Genomic DNA, 18,853 nt, shown 5'->3' on the forward strand with positions numbered 1-18,853 from the left:
ACTGCCGCGAGGTAAGCGAATCATGAAGATTATCGTACGTGACGCCGTGGCCGCCGATACGCCGGCCCTGCGCGAGCTGTTCCTGCGCTCGCGCCGCGAGACCTTCGTCTGGCAGCCGGCCGGCGCGTTCCAGCTGGCCGACTTCGAGGCCCAGACGGAAGGCGAGCGGTTGAGGGTCGCCGAGGACGACGGCGGGCGACTCGCCGGCTTCGTGTCGGTCTGGGAGCCCGACCACTTCATCCACCACCTGCACGTGCACCGGCCGCACCACCGGAGCGGCGTCGGCCGGGCGCTGCTGCGCGCGCTGCCGGGCTGGCCGGCCACGCGTTACCGGCTCAAGTGCCTGCGCGCCAACGCGCCGGCGCTGGCGTTCTATGCCGCGTGCGGCTTCGTCGAGATCGGCTGCGGCAGTGCGGAAGACGGCGAGTACCTGCTGCTCGAGTCCGGCGGCAACGACGGCCAATGACCGTCCACCTGCGGTACCGCATGCTGCTCGGCGTCGTCGTGTCGGTGCTGGAGAGCGACTGGCCGGTGGTGCTGAAGGCGCTCGTGCCGATGCATGGCGCGACCTGGGCGTTCGGCCTGTTCCGCACGCTGATGCTCGTCGTCAAGGGCGCGGGTGGCTGGGTGTCGTATCGCGTGATGAAGCATTGCGCCGCCCGGCCGGCGCTCGCCGTGACGCTGCCGTTCGCCACGGCTCGGGCTTGCCGTTCGCCACGTCCTGAATGACCTTGAACCTGTCCGGTTCGCGCACGGTCATCGTGATCCGTCCGGTGACAGCCGTGGCGGCCGGCTTCCGCCGGGATCGCTACGGCATCAGCCGGTCGAGCAGCGGCGACCGGAAGATCCGGTGCGGGTCGTAGCGTTCGAGGGTCGCGCGCGCCGTATCCCAGTTGCTCGACGCCGGCTGGCCTTCACGATGCAGGTTCGGAATCGTGGTGGTGAGCATCGTGTCGTCTTGCCAGGCGGCCGTGTCGGTATAGGCCCAGCCCTTCGACCATTCCGGGCGCACCGTCGCATACGAGCCGGTGTAGTTCGCGAGCATCCATTGCTCGATCTCGCGATAGAAGCGATCGGCGGCCGGCGTGCCCGGCAACGTCAGGATGTCGAACCATACGGCGGTATCCCATTCCGGCCGGTCGGGGCGCGGCTTGAGCGCGGACAAGGCCGGCACGACCGCGCCCGCGCCGGCATCGGCCGGCTTGTCGAGACCGGTGACACGGATCTCGACGGGACCGTTCATCGGATACTCGCCGCGCGCCTTGTACGTGTCGACGCGGTTCTGATAGAACTGCACGAACTCGCTGATCACGCGCTGCACGTCGGCGCGCCGCGCCAGTACCGCGTAGCCGTTCGCGGTGACGCGCAGCGTCGTCGGTCGAATGTACTGCAGCACGGTGCGCGACCAGCCCCAGATGTCGCCGCTGAGCGTGAGTGCGAGACCGGCCGTCGTGATGGCCAGCTGCGTCTGGCCGAACAGCGGCGTCAATCCGCCTTCGCCGCCGATCACGATCCGCTTGACGAGATCCGAGATGGACTGCGAGATCGAATCGGAGAACGGATAGTTGTACGGCTGCGTGACGGCGCGCGACAGGAACGGCTTGCTGGGCGTCGGCGTCCAGACCTTGAGCCACGGTTTGGTCGTAAACGGGAACCAGATGGCTTCCACCCGGCCCGAGGCGTCGAGAAACGACGCGATCGTCCGGCCCGTCGCGCCAGCCGGCGCAAACAGTTCGGATGCCGGAATGTCGACGTAGCTCTGGCAGCGTAGCCGCTGGTTCGGGCCTGCCGTCAGCGTGACTTCGACGATGAACGCCCGCCCGATGTGCGTGAGGAACGCGCCGATCTCGGGATCGCTGCGCTCGAACCGGCGCAGCACGTATTGCTGCCGGGCCGGATCGAACACGACCGCGGTGAGCGCGACCACGAGATTGCTCAGCGAGCCGTAGGTGTGGCCCGGTTGCAAGGTTTCACCGGCCGCCGGCACCGCGGTGCCGTGGGCATCGATCGCGAGCGCGCCGCCGAGCGTGATGTCGCCCGGTGCGGGCGCGGCAATCACGCCGAGGCCATACGGCTCGAGCGTCGCGAGCAGCGACTCCAGCGAGACGCCCGTCTGGGCGGTGACGCGCGCCGGACGCGCCGTCGTGTCGACGGAGACGGCCGTCAGCGACTTCGTCGTATCGAGCAGCACGAGGTTCGCGGCGCCGGCGCCCGGGTCCAGCGTCAGCGGCGACCAGTTGTGCATGTAGCCGCGCGGGCGTATCCGGTAGCCGTTTGCGCGCGCCCAGTTGACCGTCGCGACGACGTCGTCGGCGGAGCGCGGCGCGGCGGTCCATGCGTCCTGCACGGCGATCTCGCCGCTCCAGTTCTGGAACGCCTGCTTGTAAAGCGGGATGTCGGCCGGGAAGCCGGGCGGGGTGTCGCCGGCTGTCCGCGCATGCGCCGCAATCTGATAGAGCGGGGTCCAGCCGGTGACGATGCCGGCCGCCGCGAGCTTTGCCATGTCGGCCAGGAAGGCGCGACGCGGCGCAGGTTCGTCTCGGAAGTCGTGACTCATGGTGTGCTCCAATTGTTCGGAATTGTTTTGCAGATTGGAAAGACGACAAATGACGCGTTGAGACTCGTGTGGCAATTCGAGCAGGCACGGCGCGTGGAAAGCGTTGCGCGTTGGCAGGCCAGGATTGAAAAAGACGGTGCGTTCGGCAATGCGCGACCGCGCATCACCATGGGCATCTAAAAGGACATCGAAAAACCGCCGGGCGACTTCTTCAATTGGCCGTCGGCCCATTCTGGCGGCAAGCAGATAGGGAGATTCGACGAAATCGCGTGCGGCGAAGCGCTAGCCGAGGCGATCGATAAAAAATGATTTCACGTGAATATTAATTCCCATGTTTCGGTTTTTTAAATAAACCCGGCCGATGTTCAAAATTGATTGACGATATGTCATGTATTTCGGTCGAAAGCCTAGCAATTTATCTGTCGGGTGGCAAGCGGCGGGGTTGACGAATTTCCGATTACTTAATATGGAAATTTCGTGACGAGAGGTGACTTCTCCCCTTGTGGATATTTTGCAACGCCGGTATCGGTGGCAAGCCTGTCGCAGGCTGGAGGCGGAAATTATGCTTTGCTGCCGCGCGAATTGAATCGATCGTTGAGCGAATCGAAATAACGTCAGGTGGACAATATTTGAAGCCAGCTCGGTGAGCGGGTGGGTATGGTGAAATTCGGAAATTCTTTGATCGAATAAGGCGCCCGGATGAAAATTCGTGGTATGCGTCGCTTGGGTGATTGTTGCAAAAGTTCGTGGTAAGCGGATGTTGGTTTATCCGCGCATTCATAATCATGCCAATGGGTGGCGTGTGGATTGAGCGATTTCCGGTTCGCGAGCGGTGTGATTTAAAAATAGATGTCAGGTTAACCACAAATGTCTTAAATCGTCGCTATCATACGCGGCTGGGATATACATGGATAAAATTCAATGGAAAGAATCGTTTCGCTTTTTGATCGCGATTTTTCGTTGAATTCGCCGGGCACGCGCCCACTCCGGGGCGGCGCCGGGTTTTCCAATTCAGGTATTCAGCACGTCTGGTGGCGACGCGTTTTCATCCAGCAACGCGCATCGCTTGAAATGGACGTTTCAGCCTGTTGCAGCTTCGCCAGTCATGATCGTCCATCAATACGACGCCGACCGCATCGCGCCGTCCAATACGGGGGAAACATCGTGCCTGTTTCACGCTTGTCATCGGATCGCTCGATCGTCAGTGTCGAGGCGGCATTCGCCGCGCCTGAAGATCGTTCGCACGCGCACTGCGTCTTACGGATCGCGGGCGATGGATGCTTGCCCGACGGCCCGCGCCACGTTGCCGTGCCATTCGACGCGCGATGGTGCGATCGCGAATGGGGCGCCGACGCATTGGGCCCGCAGCCGACCGTTGAATGCGGCGCGGCCACCGTCCCCGCATGCGATCTCGCATCGGGCTGAACAGGGAACGGCGCGCCGTCGTATCGCGTGAGCCGAACGCATCGGCGCGCGATGGCGGCGGCGCGTGGCCCGCCGAAGAAGGCGCGCGACGCAGCGAGGCCAGATGCGCGCCGCGCAAACCGTGCCGGCTCACCCGTGCCGGCGTTGCGCCACGTCCTCAAGCACGCACAACAAGGAGAATCAGATGTTCGCGAAGCTCGGGAAGGTGATTTCGAGCGCCGGCAGTGAGCGGTTCGCATCCGACATGCATGCATTGCTGGTCGAATCGATTCCGCTCGCGATCACCCGGATGACCGAATGGACGCTCGACGAGCCGGCGGGCGAAGTCGTCCGCGTCCAGTCGCTCGGCGCGTTCGGCGCGCCGGGCGGCGACGGGCGCGGCGCGCCGGCCTCGCACGGCGAGCGGGAACCGGCCGCGCATCCGCCGTTGAACCGGATCCTGGCGGCCTGCGACCGGCAGCTCATTCACATCAATCCGCTGCTGCGGGGCGGCAATGGCGGCGAAGCCGCGCCGTCGCGCGGACCGGGCGGCGGATTTCAGTGCCATCTCGTGTCGGGCAAGGCGAATCGCCGCTACGTGATCTCGCTGCATCGCACGGCATCGCATCGCGACTTCTCGTTGCAGGAGATGTCGTTCCTGAAGAATTTCGCCGATACGCTGCTGCCGCTCGTCGAGTGGCATGCGTCGACGCGCCGGCACGGCGAGCTCGAAAGCACGACGGCGCCCGGTGCGGCGGCAGGCATGCCCGGCGTCGAGGCGCTGCGTCACGAGTTCGAATCGCGGCTCGCGCGCGCGGGGGTTGCGCTGTCGGCACGTGAAAACGAAGTGTGCCTCGGCCTGCTCGCGGGCAAGATGCTGCGCGAAATGGCCGGCGAGCTCGGCGTGAAGGAGAGTACGGTCGAGACGTACATCAAGCGCGCCGCGGTGAAGCTCGGCATCAGCGGCCGGCACGGGCTCACGAAATGGATGATCGACGATTCCGTGCCGTGCGCGTCGGCGGCGTGACGCCGTCACACCGTCGACGCACGACGAACACCGCCGGCCGACGTGCCGGGATGGCTGACGCGCGTGCCCGCGCCGACGCTCGTCGTAGCGGGCGATGACGACGATGTCATCGGGTATGGCAGCCCGGGCTGCGTCGCCGGCCGGATTGCCGGCGTGCGACTCGAGGTGGGGGCCGGCGGCAGCCGTCCTGTTGTTTCGTGCGTCGCCTGCGTCGGCGTTGCGCGCGCTGAAGTGCCTGGCGTGCCGCACCCGACGCACGCCATGCCGCCACGCATGCGCGTTCGGGCAGCGGGCCGTCAGGTTCCGATGCGCGGCGGCGCGTAGTCGCGCCGCACGCTTCTCGCGCCGTCCCGGCCGGCTTCCGTCGCGGCTCCGGCCGTCTCGTCGAGCATCCAGCGCGTCAGGCCATGACGCCCGCCGAAGCCCAGCTTGACGGCTGCCCGCTTCAGGTAGGTCTCGACGGTGCTTTCGCGCAGCGCGAAACGTACGGCGATGGCGGGCACCGTGTCGCCGGCCAGCAGTGCCGTGCAGGCCTCGATCTCGCGCGTCGACAGCTTGACGCCGGCTTGCCGCAGCCGGTCGGCGAACCGCCGCGCCACGCGCTCCCGGCCCGATTGCGTCGCCGGCGGCGCGGCGGTGATCATACGGGCGGCCGGTGCAGCCGAATCGCGCGCCGCGACATGGCTCGCGACGATCGGAAACAGCACGTGCGAGAGTTCCTTGAGGAAGGTCCGCTCCAGCGGCGAGAAATCGTCGAACGTACTCGTGCGATACAACGAGATCACGTAACAGTGGTTCCGCTTGCGGGTCACGAGGTGGAATTGCGCGCAACGCGGCGACACGATCGCCGCCTGCATGAGGACGAAACGGTCGAGCTGCGCGTGGATCGGGTCGTGGCCGGCGAGCGTGTCGTCGACGTGCAGGCGGCTCGCAGCCGCGTGCGGCGGCAACTGCGGCCCGCAACAGGCAGCGGCCGGGTCGGCCTTCGCGAGCGCCGCACCGACCGCACCGAGGCTGCGCACCCCGGGATTGCCGTCGGGCGCGGCGTCGACCGCAAGCTCCGAAATGCGGATCTCGTCGACGGGGACCGCCGCGGAGATCAGGTTGTACATCATTCGGGGGAAACGTCGGCTGCCGCTGCTCGAGATCGCTTCGCCGACGTGTGCGAACAATCTGCTGAACTCCATGAAAGGATTCCTGATGAGACGTTGAAGCTGCGCTTGTGCGCATGGATGCCGACATGATTTAAACACCCGCCCGCGCACGCGTCTGTAACGGATTGCCGGGACAGCCGCAGCATCGCCGGTCGCCGAATCCGGTACGGCGCGCGGCGGCTGTTCCGCCCGTCGGCGACAGACAGCGCGCACCGTGTCCGCATCCGGATCGCCGCTCATCCGGCAGCTTCGGCCCGGGCGTCGCACAGGGCCGTATCGGAGAAGATGCGGCCGCTATCCAGGCGAATGACCCGATCCGCCAGCTTGAAATACTGATCGTCGTGGGTAATGATGACGACGCATTTCCCGCGGGATTTCAGATCGGGTACCAGCACTTCATAGAAAAATCGCTTGAAGATCGGATCCTGATCGGCGGCCCATTCGTCCAGGATATAAATCGGACGATCCTCGATGTACGCGCAAAGCAACGCCAGGCGCTTGCGTTGCCCGGTCGACAAGGCCCGGGTTGTCGAGAACGTCCGGCCGGAAATCTCGATCTTGTCCGCCAATTTCAGGGTTTCGAGGTATTTCCGGGCAAGCTCGATGCGTTCATTGCCCCGATCCGGTCCTATGATGCGGTTGAACAAATGGAAATCGGTGAAGACGGCGGAAAACAGGTTTCGGTAGCGTTCCCTGGCCTCGTCGTCGATGATTTTTCCATCGAGGGAAATGGTGCCGCCGGTAGGCGCATAGAGGCCGCTGAGCACCTTGCCCAACGTGCTCTTGCCGCTGCCGTTTCCGCCGATGACATAGACCAGTTCGCCCGCATGAATCGTCATGTTGATCGGGCCGAGCACGAAGTCGACCGACGACGCGTCGTCGCGGTAGTTCATCGTCACCTCGTTCAACTCGATGACCTTCCATGACTTCGCCGACGGGGATTCCACGGTGCCCGGAGAGGGCGGCTCGGTGCGTGAATCCTGCGTGTCGTCGATCAGGAAACCGAATTCAGCCAGCCTGGCGAGCGCGGTCTTGCCTTCGGCCACCACCGGCAGGATATTGATCAGCATGGTCAAGGGCCCCATCATGTAGAGCACGGCCAGAATGCTCGCCGTGAGTACGGACGGGTCCACGACGCCGAGCGAAGGCACGCCGAACAGCAGGCATCCGAGCAGGACCGCTACCGTGATCTGGCCGATGCTGTCGCCGCTCATGAACCAGAAGCGTTCGATGTAATTGAATCCCGCCACGCGCTTCGACGACAACTCGATCGCGGCCCGGGTAAACCAGCGTCGCCTGGCCCGGTTGAGCTTGAGCTCCTTGATTCCGAACACGAGGCCATGGGTATATTCGTTGAACTGGACGAATTCATCGCGAACCCGCTCCGTGAAATTGACCGCCTTTCGATAGAAAAACAGATAAAGCACCAGGCCGACGATGGTCAGGATGATCGTCGAAGCGAACACGATCCAGGAGAGGTAGGCGAGATAGGCGATGCTGCAGATCAGGACGACCGATTGAACGATGATCGTCGGGATGGTGAGCAGGGTCTGGCTCAGCTGCGGAATGTCTTGCGTCAGCATGGTCAGGACATTGGGGGCGCCGCGCCGGTCGATTTCATCCAGCGGGGTCGCCAGGATCCTTTTGCACAGGTTGACGCGCAATCGCGTCATGACTTTCATGCAGGCATAGGAAGGCATCACGGCAGCGCAGCTCCTGCAGACCACCGCGACGACATTCACCGCAATGAAGATCAGCAACAGCGTCTGTCGATCGTCCGGGTCACGCAGCACGGTGCTGATCAACCCGACGCCCACGATCGACGCGACGCCGCTGACGAGGCCCGTCAGGACCGTGCCCAGCGTCAGCCAGGGATGACTGCGCCACATCAGGGTGACGGCGGAATGCCATGGCGGCGATTTGCTTTGAGCGGAATCCATGAGTGGCCAGTAGGTCTCAGTTGATCAGGTGGCTGAGTTCGACGTTTCGTGCCGCTGATCTCAACCTCGACGAGGTTTCGTGCTTGCCCAGGAACGTGATGCTTTTCACGATTTCCAGCGGCGAATCGGAAAACAGGATGCAGCACTTCAGCAGGCGCTGCGCACGCTCCCAGCCGACGCCGTCCGCCGAATCGGCCACGCTGCGCAACGCGGCCTCGACCGAGGCGGCCGTCCAGTTTTCGTTCCCTGTCAGCCGCGCATCGACCTGCCGAAGAAATTGCAGGAGCGTGCGGGGATTGCTTTCGATGCTGTACATGAGGATGTAATCGATCCGCACTTTCTTCGTGATCAACGGAAAAATCAGGTCGATCACGCCGGCAGCCGATTCGCATTTCCCATAAGCCAGTGAAATCGCGTCGCCGAGCTTGCAGTCCCGGTGAAGCGCATTCAGCGCGGCCTGTACGAACGCCGCTTCGGGGTCAACGGGGGTGATTTGCATGAGGGTCAATGGCCTGTCGAGTGAGGGATCGCGGCGAGCACGGGACGCAGGCATTACCAGCCGTCCGGAATGGGCATCGAATAGGTCAGCGGCTTTTCCGGCATCACTTCGTCCATGATGTCGGAGTAGCCGGACTCCTGTCCGACCAGGTTCGGCTCGAAGCAGTAGCAATTGAAGGTCTGCTGCAGGACGAGGTTGTTACGGTCGTTGATCGCCGGCGGGTTTTCGTTGATCGCGATGAACGCGTCGTACAGCGAGTCCCGGACGACGTACGCGTGCGCGGTGAGCGTCTCCACGGCCTTGACGATGTTCGGCGCGACGGGAATGGGCGGCGTGAAGTGATACGCGCCCAGGAACAGCATGTGCCAGTCGTCCGGCACTTGCGCGATGAACTCGGGAAAGCGCGCGGCGAAATCGGCGTCGAAGAACGCGTCGTCCTCGAAGATCAGGACTTCGCTCGCGCCGGCGGCCTGGGCCTGTTTCACGGCGGCGAGATGGCTCATCGTGCAGCCGTAGTCCTGCGGACGCATATGGCTCAACGATTCCGGCACGCTCACCAGCCTGGCATCGACGGCGGACAGCCGTTCCACCGTGCAGATGTTCTGCTCTGCGAATTTTCGTTGCATCGCTTCCCAGCGGTCGGGGCGCCGGTCCAGGTTGATGCAGACCTTGCGGGCGAAAGTGTTGTCGATCGTCGGCGTTGTTTTCATGAGGGCAGTTTTTCCAGAAACGAATTGACATGGGCGGCGAGGACGCCGGCATGCGGATCGAGCAGCATGGTCAGGTGGTCGCCGGGGACGTCCGTCACCGCGACGGGGAGCGCCGAGAAGCGGGACCATCCCCAGCTCGGGTCCAGGCGAAGCTGCGCGATCTCGGCAGACGGCGCGTAGTCGCCGGGATCGCGTTCGGTGCTGCGGAACAACGCGATCGGCACGGGCAGCGGGGTGGCTTGCGGCGCGTAGTGCGACTTGAAGTTGGCCTGGTAGACGCGCAGGTAGGCGCGCAGGCGGTCGGACCCGGCGTCCGCGAACCAGTTGCCGCGGTCGCCGATCCGCTCGAGGATCAGACCGGCCTGGCCGTCGGGATCGAGATCGACGAGGTCGGCTCGCGTCACCTGGAGGTCGGTCCCGAGGAAGGTGCCGATTTCATGGGCGATCGCGACCAGCCATTCGGTGTCGTCCCAGTCCTGCCAGTAAGCGGCGGCCGGGCTGTCGATGGGCGCGGACGCGTCGAAGATCGCCAGCAGTTTCACGTCGGCGCCCTTGTCGACAAGTTGCCGGCTCATTTCGAACGCCACCTGCGTGCCGAACGAGTGGCCCGCCAGGTAGTACGGACCCGCGCCCACCCGCGGCCAGATGCGTTCGATATGACGGGCCGCGATGTCTTCCACGCGGGTGAGCGGCGCGCACGAGCCGTCGAGGCCGAGCGCCTCCAGCCCGTAGATCGGGTGGGCGCCGCTCAGGTGGTGCGCGAGCGGGTGGAAGTAGACCACGTTCCCGCCGGCGCCCGGCAGAAGGAAGAGCGGCGCGGCGGGGCCGCCGTCGCGAATCGGCACGAGTCCGCCGGCGGGCGCGGACGGTTCTTTCGTGGCCAGCGCCGCCGCCAGTTTCTCGATGGTCGGGTTCTCGAACAGGCAGGAAATCGGCAGCCGGCGATCGAACGCCTTCTCGACATTGGCCATCAGCTGGATCGCGATGATCGAGTGGCCGCCGAGGTCGAAATAGTTGTCGCTGATCTTGATGTCGTCTCTTTTGAAGATCCGCCGCCAGATCTCCAGCAACGTGCTTTCGTCCGCCGTAGGCGCGACGGCGCATGCCGCCGCGGCCGCCCCGGCGGCGGCTTCGGTGGCCGGCCCGGGCTCGCCGCGCGGTGCGCTCGGCGAGCCGCCGGCGGCCGGCGGATCGGCGAGCTCGCCGGTGCGCCGGGTCGGGTCGTCGGCGAATCGTTCCAGCAAGGTGCGGAGGGTGCCGAGCATCTGCCGCACGACATCCGGTGCGACGCGGTGTGCATCGTGCGAAATATGGAAGCCGATGCGCTCGTTCGGGTGCACGGTCAGGGTCAGCGGGTAATTCGATTCCGCGAACGCGCGGGTGTCGAGGATCTCGATGTCGTCCGGCCCGAGATCGGGGGCGGCGGCCACCGGGAAGTTCTCGAAGACCAGCAGGCTGTCGAACAGACTGTCGCGGGCGGGCACGTCGCTCCACGACTGGATATCGACCAGCGAGCTGTACGAATGCGGCTCCATCGCCGTCTGGGCCGCATGGACTTCCGCCAGCCATTCGATGAACGGGCGCTCCGGCGCGATACGCAAGCGCAGCGGCAGCGTGTTGATGAACAGCCCCACGATCGACTCGACGCCGTCGAGCATCGGCGGGCGGCCGGACACGGTGACGCCGAAGACGACATCGTCGGTGCCGGCGTGGCGCCGCAGCACCAACGCCCAGGCCGCGCGGATCAGGACGTTGAGGGTGACGCGATGAGCACGCGTCAGCGCTTGCAGCCGTGCGGTCAGGGTTTCGTCCAGCAGGAATTGCTGCGTCCTGCGCGTGTCCTCGCGCGCGGCGTCGCCGGCGATCTGCCGGGCCGGACTGGCCGCGATCGGCGTGGCGGCATGGAAGCCGGCCAGTTCGGCGCGCCACCAGGTTTCGTCGGCCGAGCGGGGATGACGCGCGAGCCAGTCGATGTACGCGCGGTAGCCCGGCGCCGACGCTGCGACCGCGGGCGCGCCGGTGCGGGCGAGCGACAGGTAGTCGGCGAACACCTCCTTCATCAGGGTCGCGGTGCTCCAGCCGTCGAGGATGATGTGGTGCGCGCTCCAGCAGAAGCGATGGCGCGTGTCCGTTTCCTGGATCAGCGTGCAGCGGAACAACGGCGCCCGCTGAAGATCGAAGCCGCGCTTGCGGTCGTCGGCGAGGAACGCATCGAAGTCCTGCGCACGGCGGGACGCATCGCGGTGCCGCCAGTCGAGCACGGTCCACGGCAGCTCGACCGTGCGCAGCACGGTCTGGACCGGATGATCGCGATTGGCCCACGCGAACGCGGTGCGCAGCACGCCATGGCGCGCGAGCGCATTGGCCCACGCCTGCCGGAGCGCCGGCACCTGGAGCGGGCCGCTGACGACAAAGCTGAACTGCTGGAAATAGGCGGCAGGATCCAGGTCGTACAGCGAATGGAACAGGATGCCCTGCTGCAGCGACGAGAGCGGGTAGCTGTCCTCGATGTCGTCCCATGCGGTGTCGGGGACCGACGCCGCGAAGTCGAGCAACCGGTCCTTGAAGTGCGCGGCCAGGTTCTCGACCGTCTGCCGCCGGTGGAGCCGCTCGCCGTAGCGCCAGTCCACCTGAAGCTTGCCGTCGACGACAGCCGCGACGATCTCGAATGCGTGCGTGCGCTGCGACTGCCCGGCGCGCAGCGAGCCGAGATCTTCGGCCGCCGGGCGCCAGCCGTCGGATTGCCGCAGCACGGTATCGAGCTGCCCGTGATAGTTGAAGAGGATATCGGCCTTCGGCAACGCGGCGAGACTGTCGCGCACGGCGGCGTCGGGGCTCAGGTAGCGGAGCAGCGAATAACCGAGGCCGTCGGCCGGAATCCGGCGCAGCTGCTGCCGCGCGTCACGCAGCGCGTCCTCCGGCGTGTGCATCGCGTCGGCGTCGAGCACGACGGGGTAGATGGACGTGAACCAGCCCACCGTCCGGGTGAGGTCGAGCGGCGCATCCGACACGTGGCGGCCGTGACTCTCGAGATCGATCCGGGTGCGGGTGTTACCCGTGACCATGCTGCAGGCTTGCGCGAGCGCGACGAGCAGGACGTCGTTGATGCGGGTGTCGTAGGCCCGTGGCAGCCGGCGCAGCAACGCGGCGGTGGCGGCTTCGTCCAGTTCGAATGAAACGGATGACGCGTCGCCGACCGCGTTGTTGGCCCTGTTGTTGGCGCCGTGGTTGGCCGCACCCGCGGCCGGATAGTCGACCGGAATCGGCTCGACCTGCTGCGCAAGGAGGGCTTGCCACAGTCGGGCTTCGTCGCCGATCGCGGGCGACCGGGCCAGTTGCTGCAGATGCAATGCCCATTCGCGGAACGAAGTCGTTTTCTCGGGCAGCGGCCGGCCGTGGTAGGCGGCATGCAAGTCCTCGAGGAGCACGCGCCACGACACGCCGTCCACCGCCAGGTGATGGACCGACACGAACAGGCGGGCGAGCGGCTCGTCGGCCAGGCAGAAGAGCCGGGCCGCGAGCAACGGGCCGTGCGTGATGTCGATGCCGCGCTCCGCGTCGGCGGCGGCGGCGCGCATCGCCGCCAGACGTTCGTCGGCGTCGCCGGCGATCACCTGTTTCGCAAAGAGCGCCGGCATCTCGCCGCCCGCGACGACTTGCTGGGTCCATCCGTCCGCACCATGCGAGAAACGCAGTCGCAACGCGTCGTGATGTTCGTAGACTTGCCGGAACGCGTCGGCGAGCCTCGACGCATCGATATCCGCCGGCACCTGGATCAGGACCGTTTGATTGTAGTGCGACGGTGCATCGATCTCCTGTTCGAAGAACCAGTGCTGCACCGGTGTGAGCGGCGCATCGCCCAGCGGGCTCACGGTTGGCGCGTGCGCCGCCCGCGCCTCGGGTGCGGCGGCCAGCTGCGCGATCGTCTGATACTGGAACAGCTGCTTCGCCGTCACGCGCAGCCCGGCCTGATTGGCGCGCGCGATTACCTGGATGCTCAGGATGGAGTCGCCGCCGAGTTCGAAGAAATTGTCGTGGATGCCGACGCAAGGCAGTTGCAGCACGTCTTGCCAGATCGACGCCAGCAGGATTTCCCGGGGCGTGACGGCGGGCGCGTGCGGCTGGGGCGCGTCGACCGCATCCGCCGGGAGCGGCAGCGCCTTGCGGTTGATCTTGCCGTTGGGCAGCATCGGCAGGGACTCGAGCGCGACGAACTGCGACGGCACCATGTAGTCGACGAGCTTGCCGCCCAGGAAGCCGCGCAGATCGGCGAGGTCCGGCGCCGCGGTCGCGACATAGGCGATCAGGAAGGTTCGGGCTCCTTCGGTTCTCGCGATCACGACGCAGTCGTCGACCGACGGATGCGCGCGCAGCGCCGCCTCGATTTCGCCGGGTTCGATGCGCAGGCCGCGCAGCTTGATCTGGTGATCGATGCGGCCGAGGAACTCGATGTTGCCGTCGGGGTGGTAGCGTGCGAGATCGCCGGTGCGGTAGAGGCGCGCGAGCGGGTCGGAGGAGAACGGATCGGCGATGAACTTCTCGGCGCTCAGTTCGGGTTCGCCGTGGTAGCCGCGCCCGACCGGCGTGCCGCCGATCAGCAATTCGCCGGGCACGCCGACCGGCACGGGCTGCATCTGCGCGTCGACGATGTAGAGGCGGGTGTTGGCGATGGGCCGGCCGATCGGGACGATGCGGTGCGGGTCGTCGCGCCGGCATTCCCACGCGCTCACGTCGACGGCGGCCTCGGTGGGGCCGTAGAGGTTGTAGAGCTTGACGTCCAGGCGCTCGAGGCAGCGCTGCTGCAGGTCGTGGGGCAGCGCCTCGCCGCTGCACACGACGCGCCGCAGCGACGCGCAGTGCGCGGCGAGGTCCGGATGGTCGAGGAACGCGCGCAGCATCGACGGCACGAAGTGGATCGTGGTGATCCGTTCGCGCTCGATGAGGTCGACGAGGTAGTCGGTCTCGCGCTGGCCGCCTGGGCGGGCGAACACCAGGCGCGCGCCGGTGACGAGCGGCCAGAAGAGTTCCCAAACCGAGACATCGAAGCTGAACGGGGTCTTCTGCAGCACGGCATCGTCGGCGTCGAGCGCGTAGGCGTGCTGCATCCAGAGGATGCGGTTGGTGATGGCGCGATGGGTGTTGAGCGCGCCCTTGGGCCGGCCGGTCGACCCGGACGTGTAGATCATGTAGGCGAGGTTGTCGCCGTTCAGCGCGGGTGCGGGGTTGGACGCAGGTGCGGCATCGAGATCGAGATCGTCGGTATCGACGGCGATCACGCGGGCGTCGGTGTCGGGCAGCGCGGCGAGCAGGTGCTGCTGGGTGAGGAGCCAGCGCAACTGCGCGTGGTCGATCATGAAGCGCACGCGTTCGGCGGGGTAGTCGGGGTCGACGGGGACATAAGCGCCGCCGGCCTTGAGGATCGCGAGCAGCGCGACGCTCATGTCGAGCGAGCGTTCCATCGCGACGCCGACGAGCGCATCGGGGCCGACGCCGAGTTCGATGAGACGGTGGGCGAGGCGGTTGGCGCGCAGGTTGAGTTCGGCGTAGGTGAGCGAGACGTCGTCGAAGACGGCGGCGACGGCATCCGGCGTGCGCTCGACCTGCTGTTCGAACAGCCGATGCAACGGTTGCGCGGCGGCCTCGCCGAAATCCGTGTCGGTCCGGTTCCACTCGACGGTCAGCAAGTGCCGCTCCGCGTCGCTCGACAGCGACAGCGTGCCGAGCGGCCGGTCCGGATCGGCGATCACGGCGTCGATGAGCGTACGGAAGTGTTCCGCCATGCGCTCGATCGTGGCGGCGTCGAACAGGTCCAGGTTGTATTCCAGCGAGCCCGCGAGGCCGTCGTCGGCATCCTGGACATGGAGCGTGAGGTCGAACTTCGCGGTATGGGTCTCCACCGATACCGGCGTGGCCACCAGACCGGGGAAGCTCACCGCCTGGGGCTGCGCTTTCTCGTACGCGAACACGACCTGGAAAACCGGCGTGCGGCTCAGGTTGCGTTCGAGTTCGAGCGCGTCCACCACCTGCTCGAACGGAATCTCCTGTCGGCTGTAGCCGTCCAGCGCGACGCGCTTCACGCGCGCGAGCAGTTCGCCGAAGGTCGGATTGCCCGACAGGTCCACGCGCAGCGCGAGCATGTTCGCGAAGAAGCCGATCAGCGGCTCGGTCATGCTGGAGCGCCGATTGGCGATCGGGGAGCCGATGACGAGATCCTGCTGGTTGCTGTATCGCGACAGCAGCAGCGCATACGCGGCGAGCACGACCATGAACGTGCTGGTGCCGGACGCGCGCGCGATCGCGCGCAGCCCGTCGGCGCGTGCGCCGCTCAACTGGAACGGCAGGACCGCGCCGCGGAACTGCTGGATGGCGGGCCGGGGGCGGTCGGTGGGCAGTTCGATCAGGTCCGGCGCGTCCGCCAGCGCGGCGCTCAGCAGCGCCAGTTTCCGATGCGTGTCGGCGGACGCCAGGCGCTCGTGCTGCCACACCGCGTAGTCCGCGTACTGGATGGCCAGCTCCGGTAGCGACCGGCCGGCATAGAGCGCGGCCAGTTCGCCGATGAGGATGCCTGACGACCATGCATCGGAAACGATGTGATGCATCACGATGCCGAAGACGTGCAGGCGTTCATGGACGCGGTACAGCACGACGCGATAGAGCGGCCCGGCGGCGAGATCGAACGGGCGGTCGGCTTGCGCCGCGAGCAGCGCGAGCGTGTCGGATTCGTCGGCGACGTCGACGACGTCGAGCGCGACCGGCGCCGGCGGCGCGATGCGTTGAACCCCGCGGCCGTCGACGGCGGGAAACGTCGTGCGCAGGATCTCGTGACGCCGGCTGATCTCGGACACGGCGGCCCGCAGGCGCGCGATGTCCAGTTCGCCGTCGAAGCGCAGCGCGCTCGAGATGTTGTAGGTGGCCGACGGGCCTTCCAGCTGCGCGAGGAACCACAGCCGCTGCTGCGGAAACGACAGCGGCAGGTCGTTCGCGCGCGAGCGGGGCAGGATGTGGCCGGCCGTCGAACCGGCGCGGGGCGACGACGCTTCGATCAGGTCGGACACCGCGCTGATGGTCTGGAGTTCGAAGATCGCGTCGATGCCGATCTCGACGGCGAAGCTGCTCCAGATCCGCGAGACCAGCTGCATGGCCTGCAGCGAATCGCCGCCGTAGTCGAAGAAGCGGCCGGTGAGGTCGACGGTCGGATTGTCGAGCACGTCGCGCCAGATGCGCACCAGCTCGAGCTGGATCGGCGTGGCGTCGAGATGGGCGGCGTCGGGCGCGGCGGCAGGCTCCATAGCCAGGAGCGCCGGGCGATCCAGCTTGCCGTTCGCGTTGAGCGGAAATTCGGCGATCGGGACGATGTCGGACGGGACCATGTAGTCCGGCAGCTTCGCGGCCAGATAGGCCCGGAGATCCGGCACGCTCAGGTTCGCGGCGCCCTTGACGTAGGCCGCCAGCTTGCGCACCCCGTGGGCGGATTCGCGCACCATGACCGCCGCGCCGACGACATCCTCGTGCGCGGCGATCGCGGCCTCGATCTCGCCGAGTTCGACACGGTGCCCGCGGATCTTGACCTGGTGGTCGACGCGTCCGTAGCACTGGATACGTCCGTCGGGTAGCCACCGGCCGATGTCGCCGGTGCGATAGATGCGCGCTTCGCCGGGAAACGGATGCTCGACGAATTTCGCGGCGGTGACGTCGGGCCGCTGGTGGTAGCCGCGCGCTAGGCCGGCGCCGGCGAGGCAGATTTCCCCGGGCACGCCGAGCGGAACCGGCCGCAGCGCGTCGTCGAGCATGTACACCCGGGTGTTGGCGATGGGCCGGCCGATCAGCACCGTGGACGGCGCGTCCTCGACGCGCTCGACGATGCAGCCGACCGTCGCCTCGGTGGGGCCGTACTCGTTGTAGATGTCGATCGTGGGATCGATCTTGCGCAGCGTGGCGATGTGCTGGGGCGTCAGCTCCTCGCCGCCGACGATCACCTTGCGCACGCCGGAGCGTGGCAGGTTCATGTATTCCAGCAGGTGAATGTGGGTGGGCGTGAGCTTGAGGGTGTCGACGCCGCTGCCGGGCTGGAACATCCGGGCCAGGATGGTGTCGATGCTTTCCGACTGCGGATAGATGCGCAGCGTCTTGCCGCGCACCAGCGGGCAGAAGATGTTGGTGAGCGTGAAATCGAAGCACAGCGAGCTGTACAGGCCGAAACTGCCGGTCGTGCCGTCCGGAAAGTAATACCCGGCGGCCCACGCGATGTAGTGGGCCAGGTTTCGGTGTTCGAGCAGGCAGCCCTTGGGCTTCCCGGTCGAGCCGGACGTGTAGAGCACGTAGGCCAGGTGCGCCGGTTCGGCACGGTACGGCGGGTTGTCCGGCAGCGGCGTCCAGCCGGGGAGTTCCTGGTCCAGCAGCAGCGTCGCGCCGGAGAATTCATACCACTGCGCGAGCTGGCTCGATTGGGTCACCAGCAGCGACAGGCCGGTGTCGCCGAGGATGTGGTTGATCCGTTCGGCCGGATACGCCGGGTCCAGCGGAACGAACGCCGCCCCCGCCTTCAATATGCCGAGAATCGCGACGATCATCCATTCGGAACGGTCGAGCATGATGCCGACCAGCGATTCCGGCCCGACGCCGTGGTGTTCGCGCAATTGATGCGCGAGGCTGTTGGCGCGGGCGTTCAGCTCGGCGTAGGTCATCAGCGAACTGTCGGTGACCAGGGCCGGCGCCGCCGGCGTGCGGGCAACCTGCGCTTCGAACATGTCGACGACCGTCGGGTGGCTGGGGCCGACCGTCGCGGTTGCGTTGAAGGCGGCCAGCAGCGGGCGCTCTTCCGGCGGGGCCGCTTCGATGTCGCCGACGAGCGCGTCGAGGTGTTCGAAGGCCTCCAGCACCACGCCCAGGCTGCCGGCGAAACCGTCGATGATGAAAGGCTCGATGGCTCCGCTATAGCGGAGCTCGATTTCGCCGCGCGCGAGCCGCAGATGCAACTGCAGGTCGTCGTCACGGCCGGTCGGCGCGTGGTGCACCCGATCGTCCGCCAGCGCGACTTTCGTGAGCTGCGCGAGATCCATGTCCTTTTCGTTGCGCACGAGCGTTTCGAGCGGGAATTGAGGCTCGGCGTAGCTGTCTTCGACGATCCCCGCCACGCGCGCCAGGTAGTCCTCGATGCGCTCGTCGGGACGGACCTCGATGATCAGCGGAACGGTGGCGGCCGGGGCCGGCGCGTGCTCGGCCAGCCCCGGCGTGCCGAGCACCGTGACCGGCATCCGGAAGTATTTCCAGAGCAGGAGCGCAATGCCCGCCGCCGTGACGGCGAATTCGGCAAGCTCGCCGTCGCCGATGCGCCGCAACAGGTCGAGCGACGCGGGCGTGAGCCGCACCGTGCGGGACAGCGGGCCCGGCTGCCGACTCGGGGCGTGCGGCGCGATCCGGTAGACGCCGGCAACCTGGGAAAGGCTGTCGCGCCAGAACTGCGCGATGTGCGCATAGCGATGGTCGGTGACCAGCACGTTATTGTTTTGCACTGAAAACTCCTTGAGACGTTTGGTTCACCTGAAACAACCCGAAGCAGCAC

Annotated in this window: 11 protein-coding genes; 5 read left to right on the forward strand and 6 right to left on the reverse strand. The window is 66.4% G+C overall.

Translation table 11 applies throughout. The features are described from left to right. Positions 1-22: 22 nt before the first annotated feature. Entirely contained in the window at positions 23-466 is a 444-nt protein-coding gene (locus ACPTTC_RS34870) for a GNAT family N-acetyltransferase (protein ID WP_423395894.1), read from the forward strand. Beyond that, the gene (locus ACPTTC_RS34875; protein WP_423395895.1) at positions 463-729 is read left to right on the forward strand and encodes a hypothetical protein; all 267 of its coding nucleotides are present in this window, start codon (positions 463-465) and stop codon (positions 727-729) included. The genes ACPTTC_RS34870 and ACPTTC_RS34875 overlap by 4 nt, the downstream gene beginning before the upstream one ends. 79 nt (positions 730-808) lie before the next feature. Here ACPTTC_RS34875 and ACPTTC_RS34880 read toward each other — a convergent pair whose 3' ends face one another. Continuing rightward, positions 809-2,557: a cholesterol oxidase substrate-binding domain-containing protein gene (locus ACPTTC_RS34880; RefSeq protein WP_423395896.1), complete on the reverse strand. Its 1,749-nt coding sequence runs from the start codon at positions 2,555-2,557 to the stop codon at positions 809-811. A gap of 3 nt (positions 2,558-2,560) precedes the next feature. On the opposite strand from ACPTTC_RS34880, the gene ACPTTC_RS34885 reads away from it, so the two are divergent. The 3 genes from ACPTTC_RS34885 (at position 2,561) to ACPTTC_RS34895 (ending at position 4,988) form a co-directional block, all read left to right on the forward strand. Next, on the forward strand, positions 2,561-2,737 hold the full coding sequence (locus ACPTTC_RS34885; protein ID WP_423395897.1) for a hypothetical protein: 177 nt from the start codon (positions 2,561-2,563) through the stop codon (positions 2,735-2,737). Positions 2,738-3,478: 741 nt separating this feature from the next. Beyond that, positions 3,479-3,982 carry a hypothetical protein gene (locus ACPTTC_RS34890; RefSeq protein ID WP_423395898.1) on the forward strand — a complete coding sequence of 168 codons (504 nt, stop codon included), beginning with the start codon at positions 3,479-3,481 and terminating at the stop codon, positions 3,980-3,982. 184 nt (positions 3,983-4,166) lie between these two features. Next, positions 4,167-4,988 (forward strand): helix-turn-helix domain-containing protein, encoded by an 822-nt coding sequence (locus ACPTTC_RS34895; protein WP_423395899.1) that lies wholly within the window; start codon positions 4,167-4,169, stop codon positions 4,986-4,988. A gap of 296 nt (positions 4,989-5,284) precedes the next feature. Here ACPTTC_RS34895 and ACPTTC_RS34900 read toward each other — a convergent pair whose 3' ends face one another. The 5 genes from ACPTTC_RS34900 to ACPTTC_RS34920 form a co-directional block, all read right to left on the reverse strand. Further along, positions 5,285-6,175, reverse strand: coding sequence for a helix-turn-helix transcriptional regulator (locus ACPTTC_RS34900; protein WP_423395900.1), 891 nt, complete (start codon positions 6,173-6,175; stop codon positions 5,285-5,287). Between the two features lie 203 nt (positions 6,176-6,378). Next, positions 6,379-8,082 carry a cyclic peptide export ABC transporter gene (locus ACPTTC_RS34905; protein WP_423395901.1) on the reverse strand — a complete coding sequence of 568 codons (1,704 nt, stop codon included), beginning with the start codon at positions 8,080-8,082 and terminating at the stop codon, positions 6,379-6,381. Between the two features lie 16 nt (positions 8,083-8,098). Next, positions 8,099-8,635 (reverse strand): hypothetical protein, encoded by a 537-nt coding sequence (locus ACPTTC_RS34910; protein ID WP_423395902.1) that lies wholly within the window; start codon positions 8,633-8,635, stop codon positions 8,099-8,101. Further along, positions 8,635-9,291 (reverse strand): glycosyltransferase family 25 protein, encoded by a 657-nt coding sequence (locus ACPTTC_RS34915; protein WP_423395903.1) that lies wholly within the window; start codon positions 9,289-9,291, stop codon positions 8,635-8,637. Before ACPTTC_RS34915 ends, ACPTTC_RS34910 begins: the two co-directional genes overlap by 1 nt. Beyond that, the gene (locus tag ACPTTC_RS34920; RefSeq protein WP_423395904.1) at positions 9,288-18,803 is read right to left on the reverse strand and encodes an amino acid adenylation domain-containing protein; all 9,516 of its coding nucleotides are present in this window, start codon (positions 18,801-18,803) and stop codon (positions 9,288-9,290) included. Before ACPTTC_RS34920 ends, ACPTTC_RS34915 begins: the two co-directional genes overlap by 4 nt. Positions 18,804-18,853 lie beyond the last annotated feature (50 nt).

The organism is Burkholderia mycopellens (genome assembly GCF_964265025.1).
Classification (GTDB): domain Bacteria; phylum Pseudomonadota; class Gammaproteobacteria; order Burkholderiales; family Burkholderiaceae; genus Burkholderia.

Bases quoted from the DNA above. Each gene is read 5' to 3' on its own strand.
- ACPTTC_RS34895 (WP_423395899.1), top strand. From the start codon at position 4,167: ATGTTCGCGAAGCTCGGGAAGGTGATTTCGAGCGCCGGCAGTGAGCGG.
- ACPTTC_RS34900 (WP_423395900.1), bottom strand. From the start codon at position 6,175: ATGGAGTTCAGCAGATTGTTCGCACACGTCGGCGAAGCGATCTCGAGC.
- ACPTTC_RS34905 (WP_423395901.1), bottom strand. From the start codon at position 8,082: ATGGATTCCGCTCAAAGCAAATCGCCGCCATGGCATTCCGCCGTCACC.
- ACPTTC_RS34910 (WP_423395902.1), bottom strand. From the start codon at position 8,635: ATGCCTGCGTCCCGTGCTCGCCGCGATCCCTCACTCGACAGGCCATTG.
- ACPTTC_RS34890 (WP_423395898.1), top strand. From the start codon at position 3,479: ATGGAAAGAATCGTTTCGCTTTTTGATCGCGATTTTTCGTTGAATTCG.
- ACPTTC_RS34875 (WP_423395895.1), top strand. From the start codon at position 463: ATGACCGTCCACCTGCGGTACCGCATGCTGCTCGGCGTCGTCGTGTCG.
- ACPTTC_RS34880 (WP_423395896.1), bottom strand. From the start codon at position 2,557: ATGAGTCACGACTTCCGAGACGAACCTGCGCCGCGTCGCGCCTTCCTG.
- ACPTTC_RS34915 (WP_423395903.1), bottom strand. From the start codon at position 9,291: ATGAAAACAACGCCGACGATCGACAACACTTTCGCCCGCAAGGTCTGC.
- ACPTTC_RS34870 (WP_423395894.1), top strand. From the start codon at position 23: ATGAAGATTATCGTACGTGACGCCGTGGCCGCCGATACGCCGGCCCTG.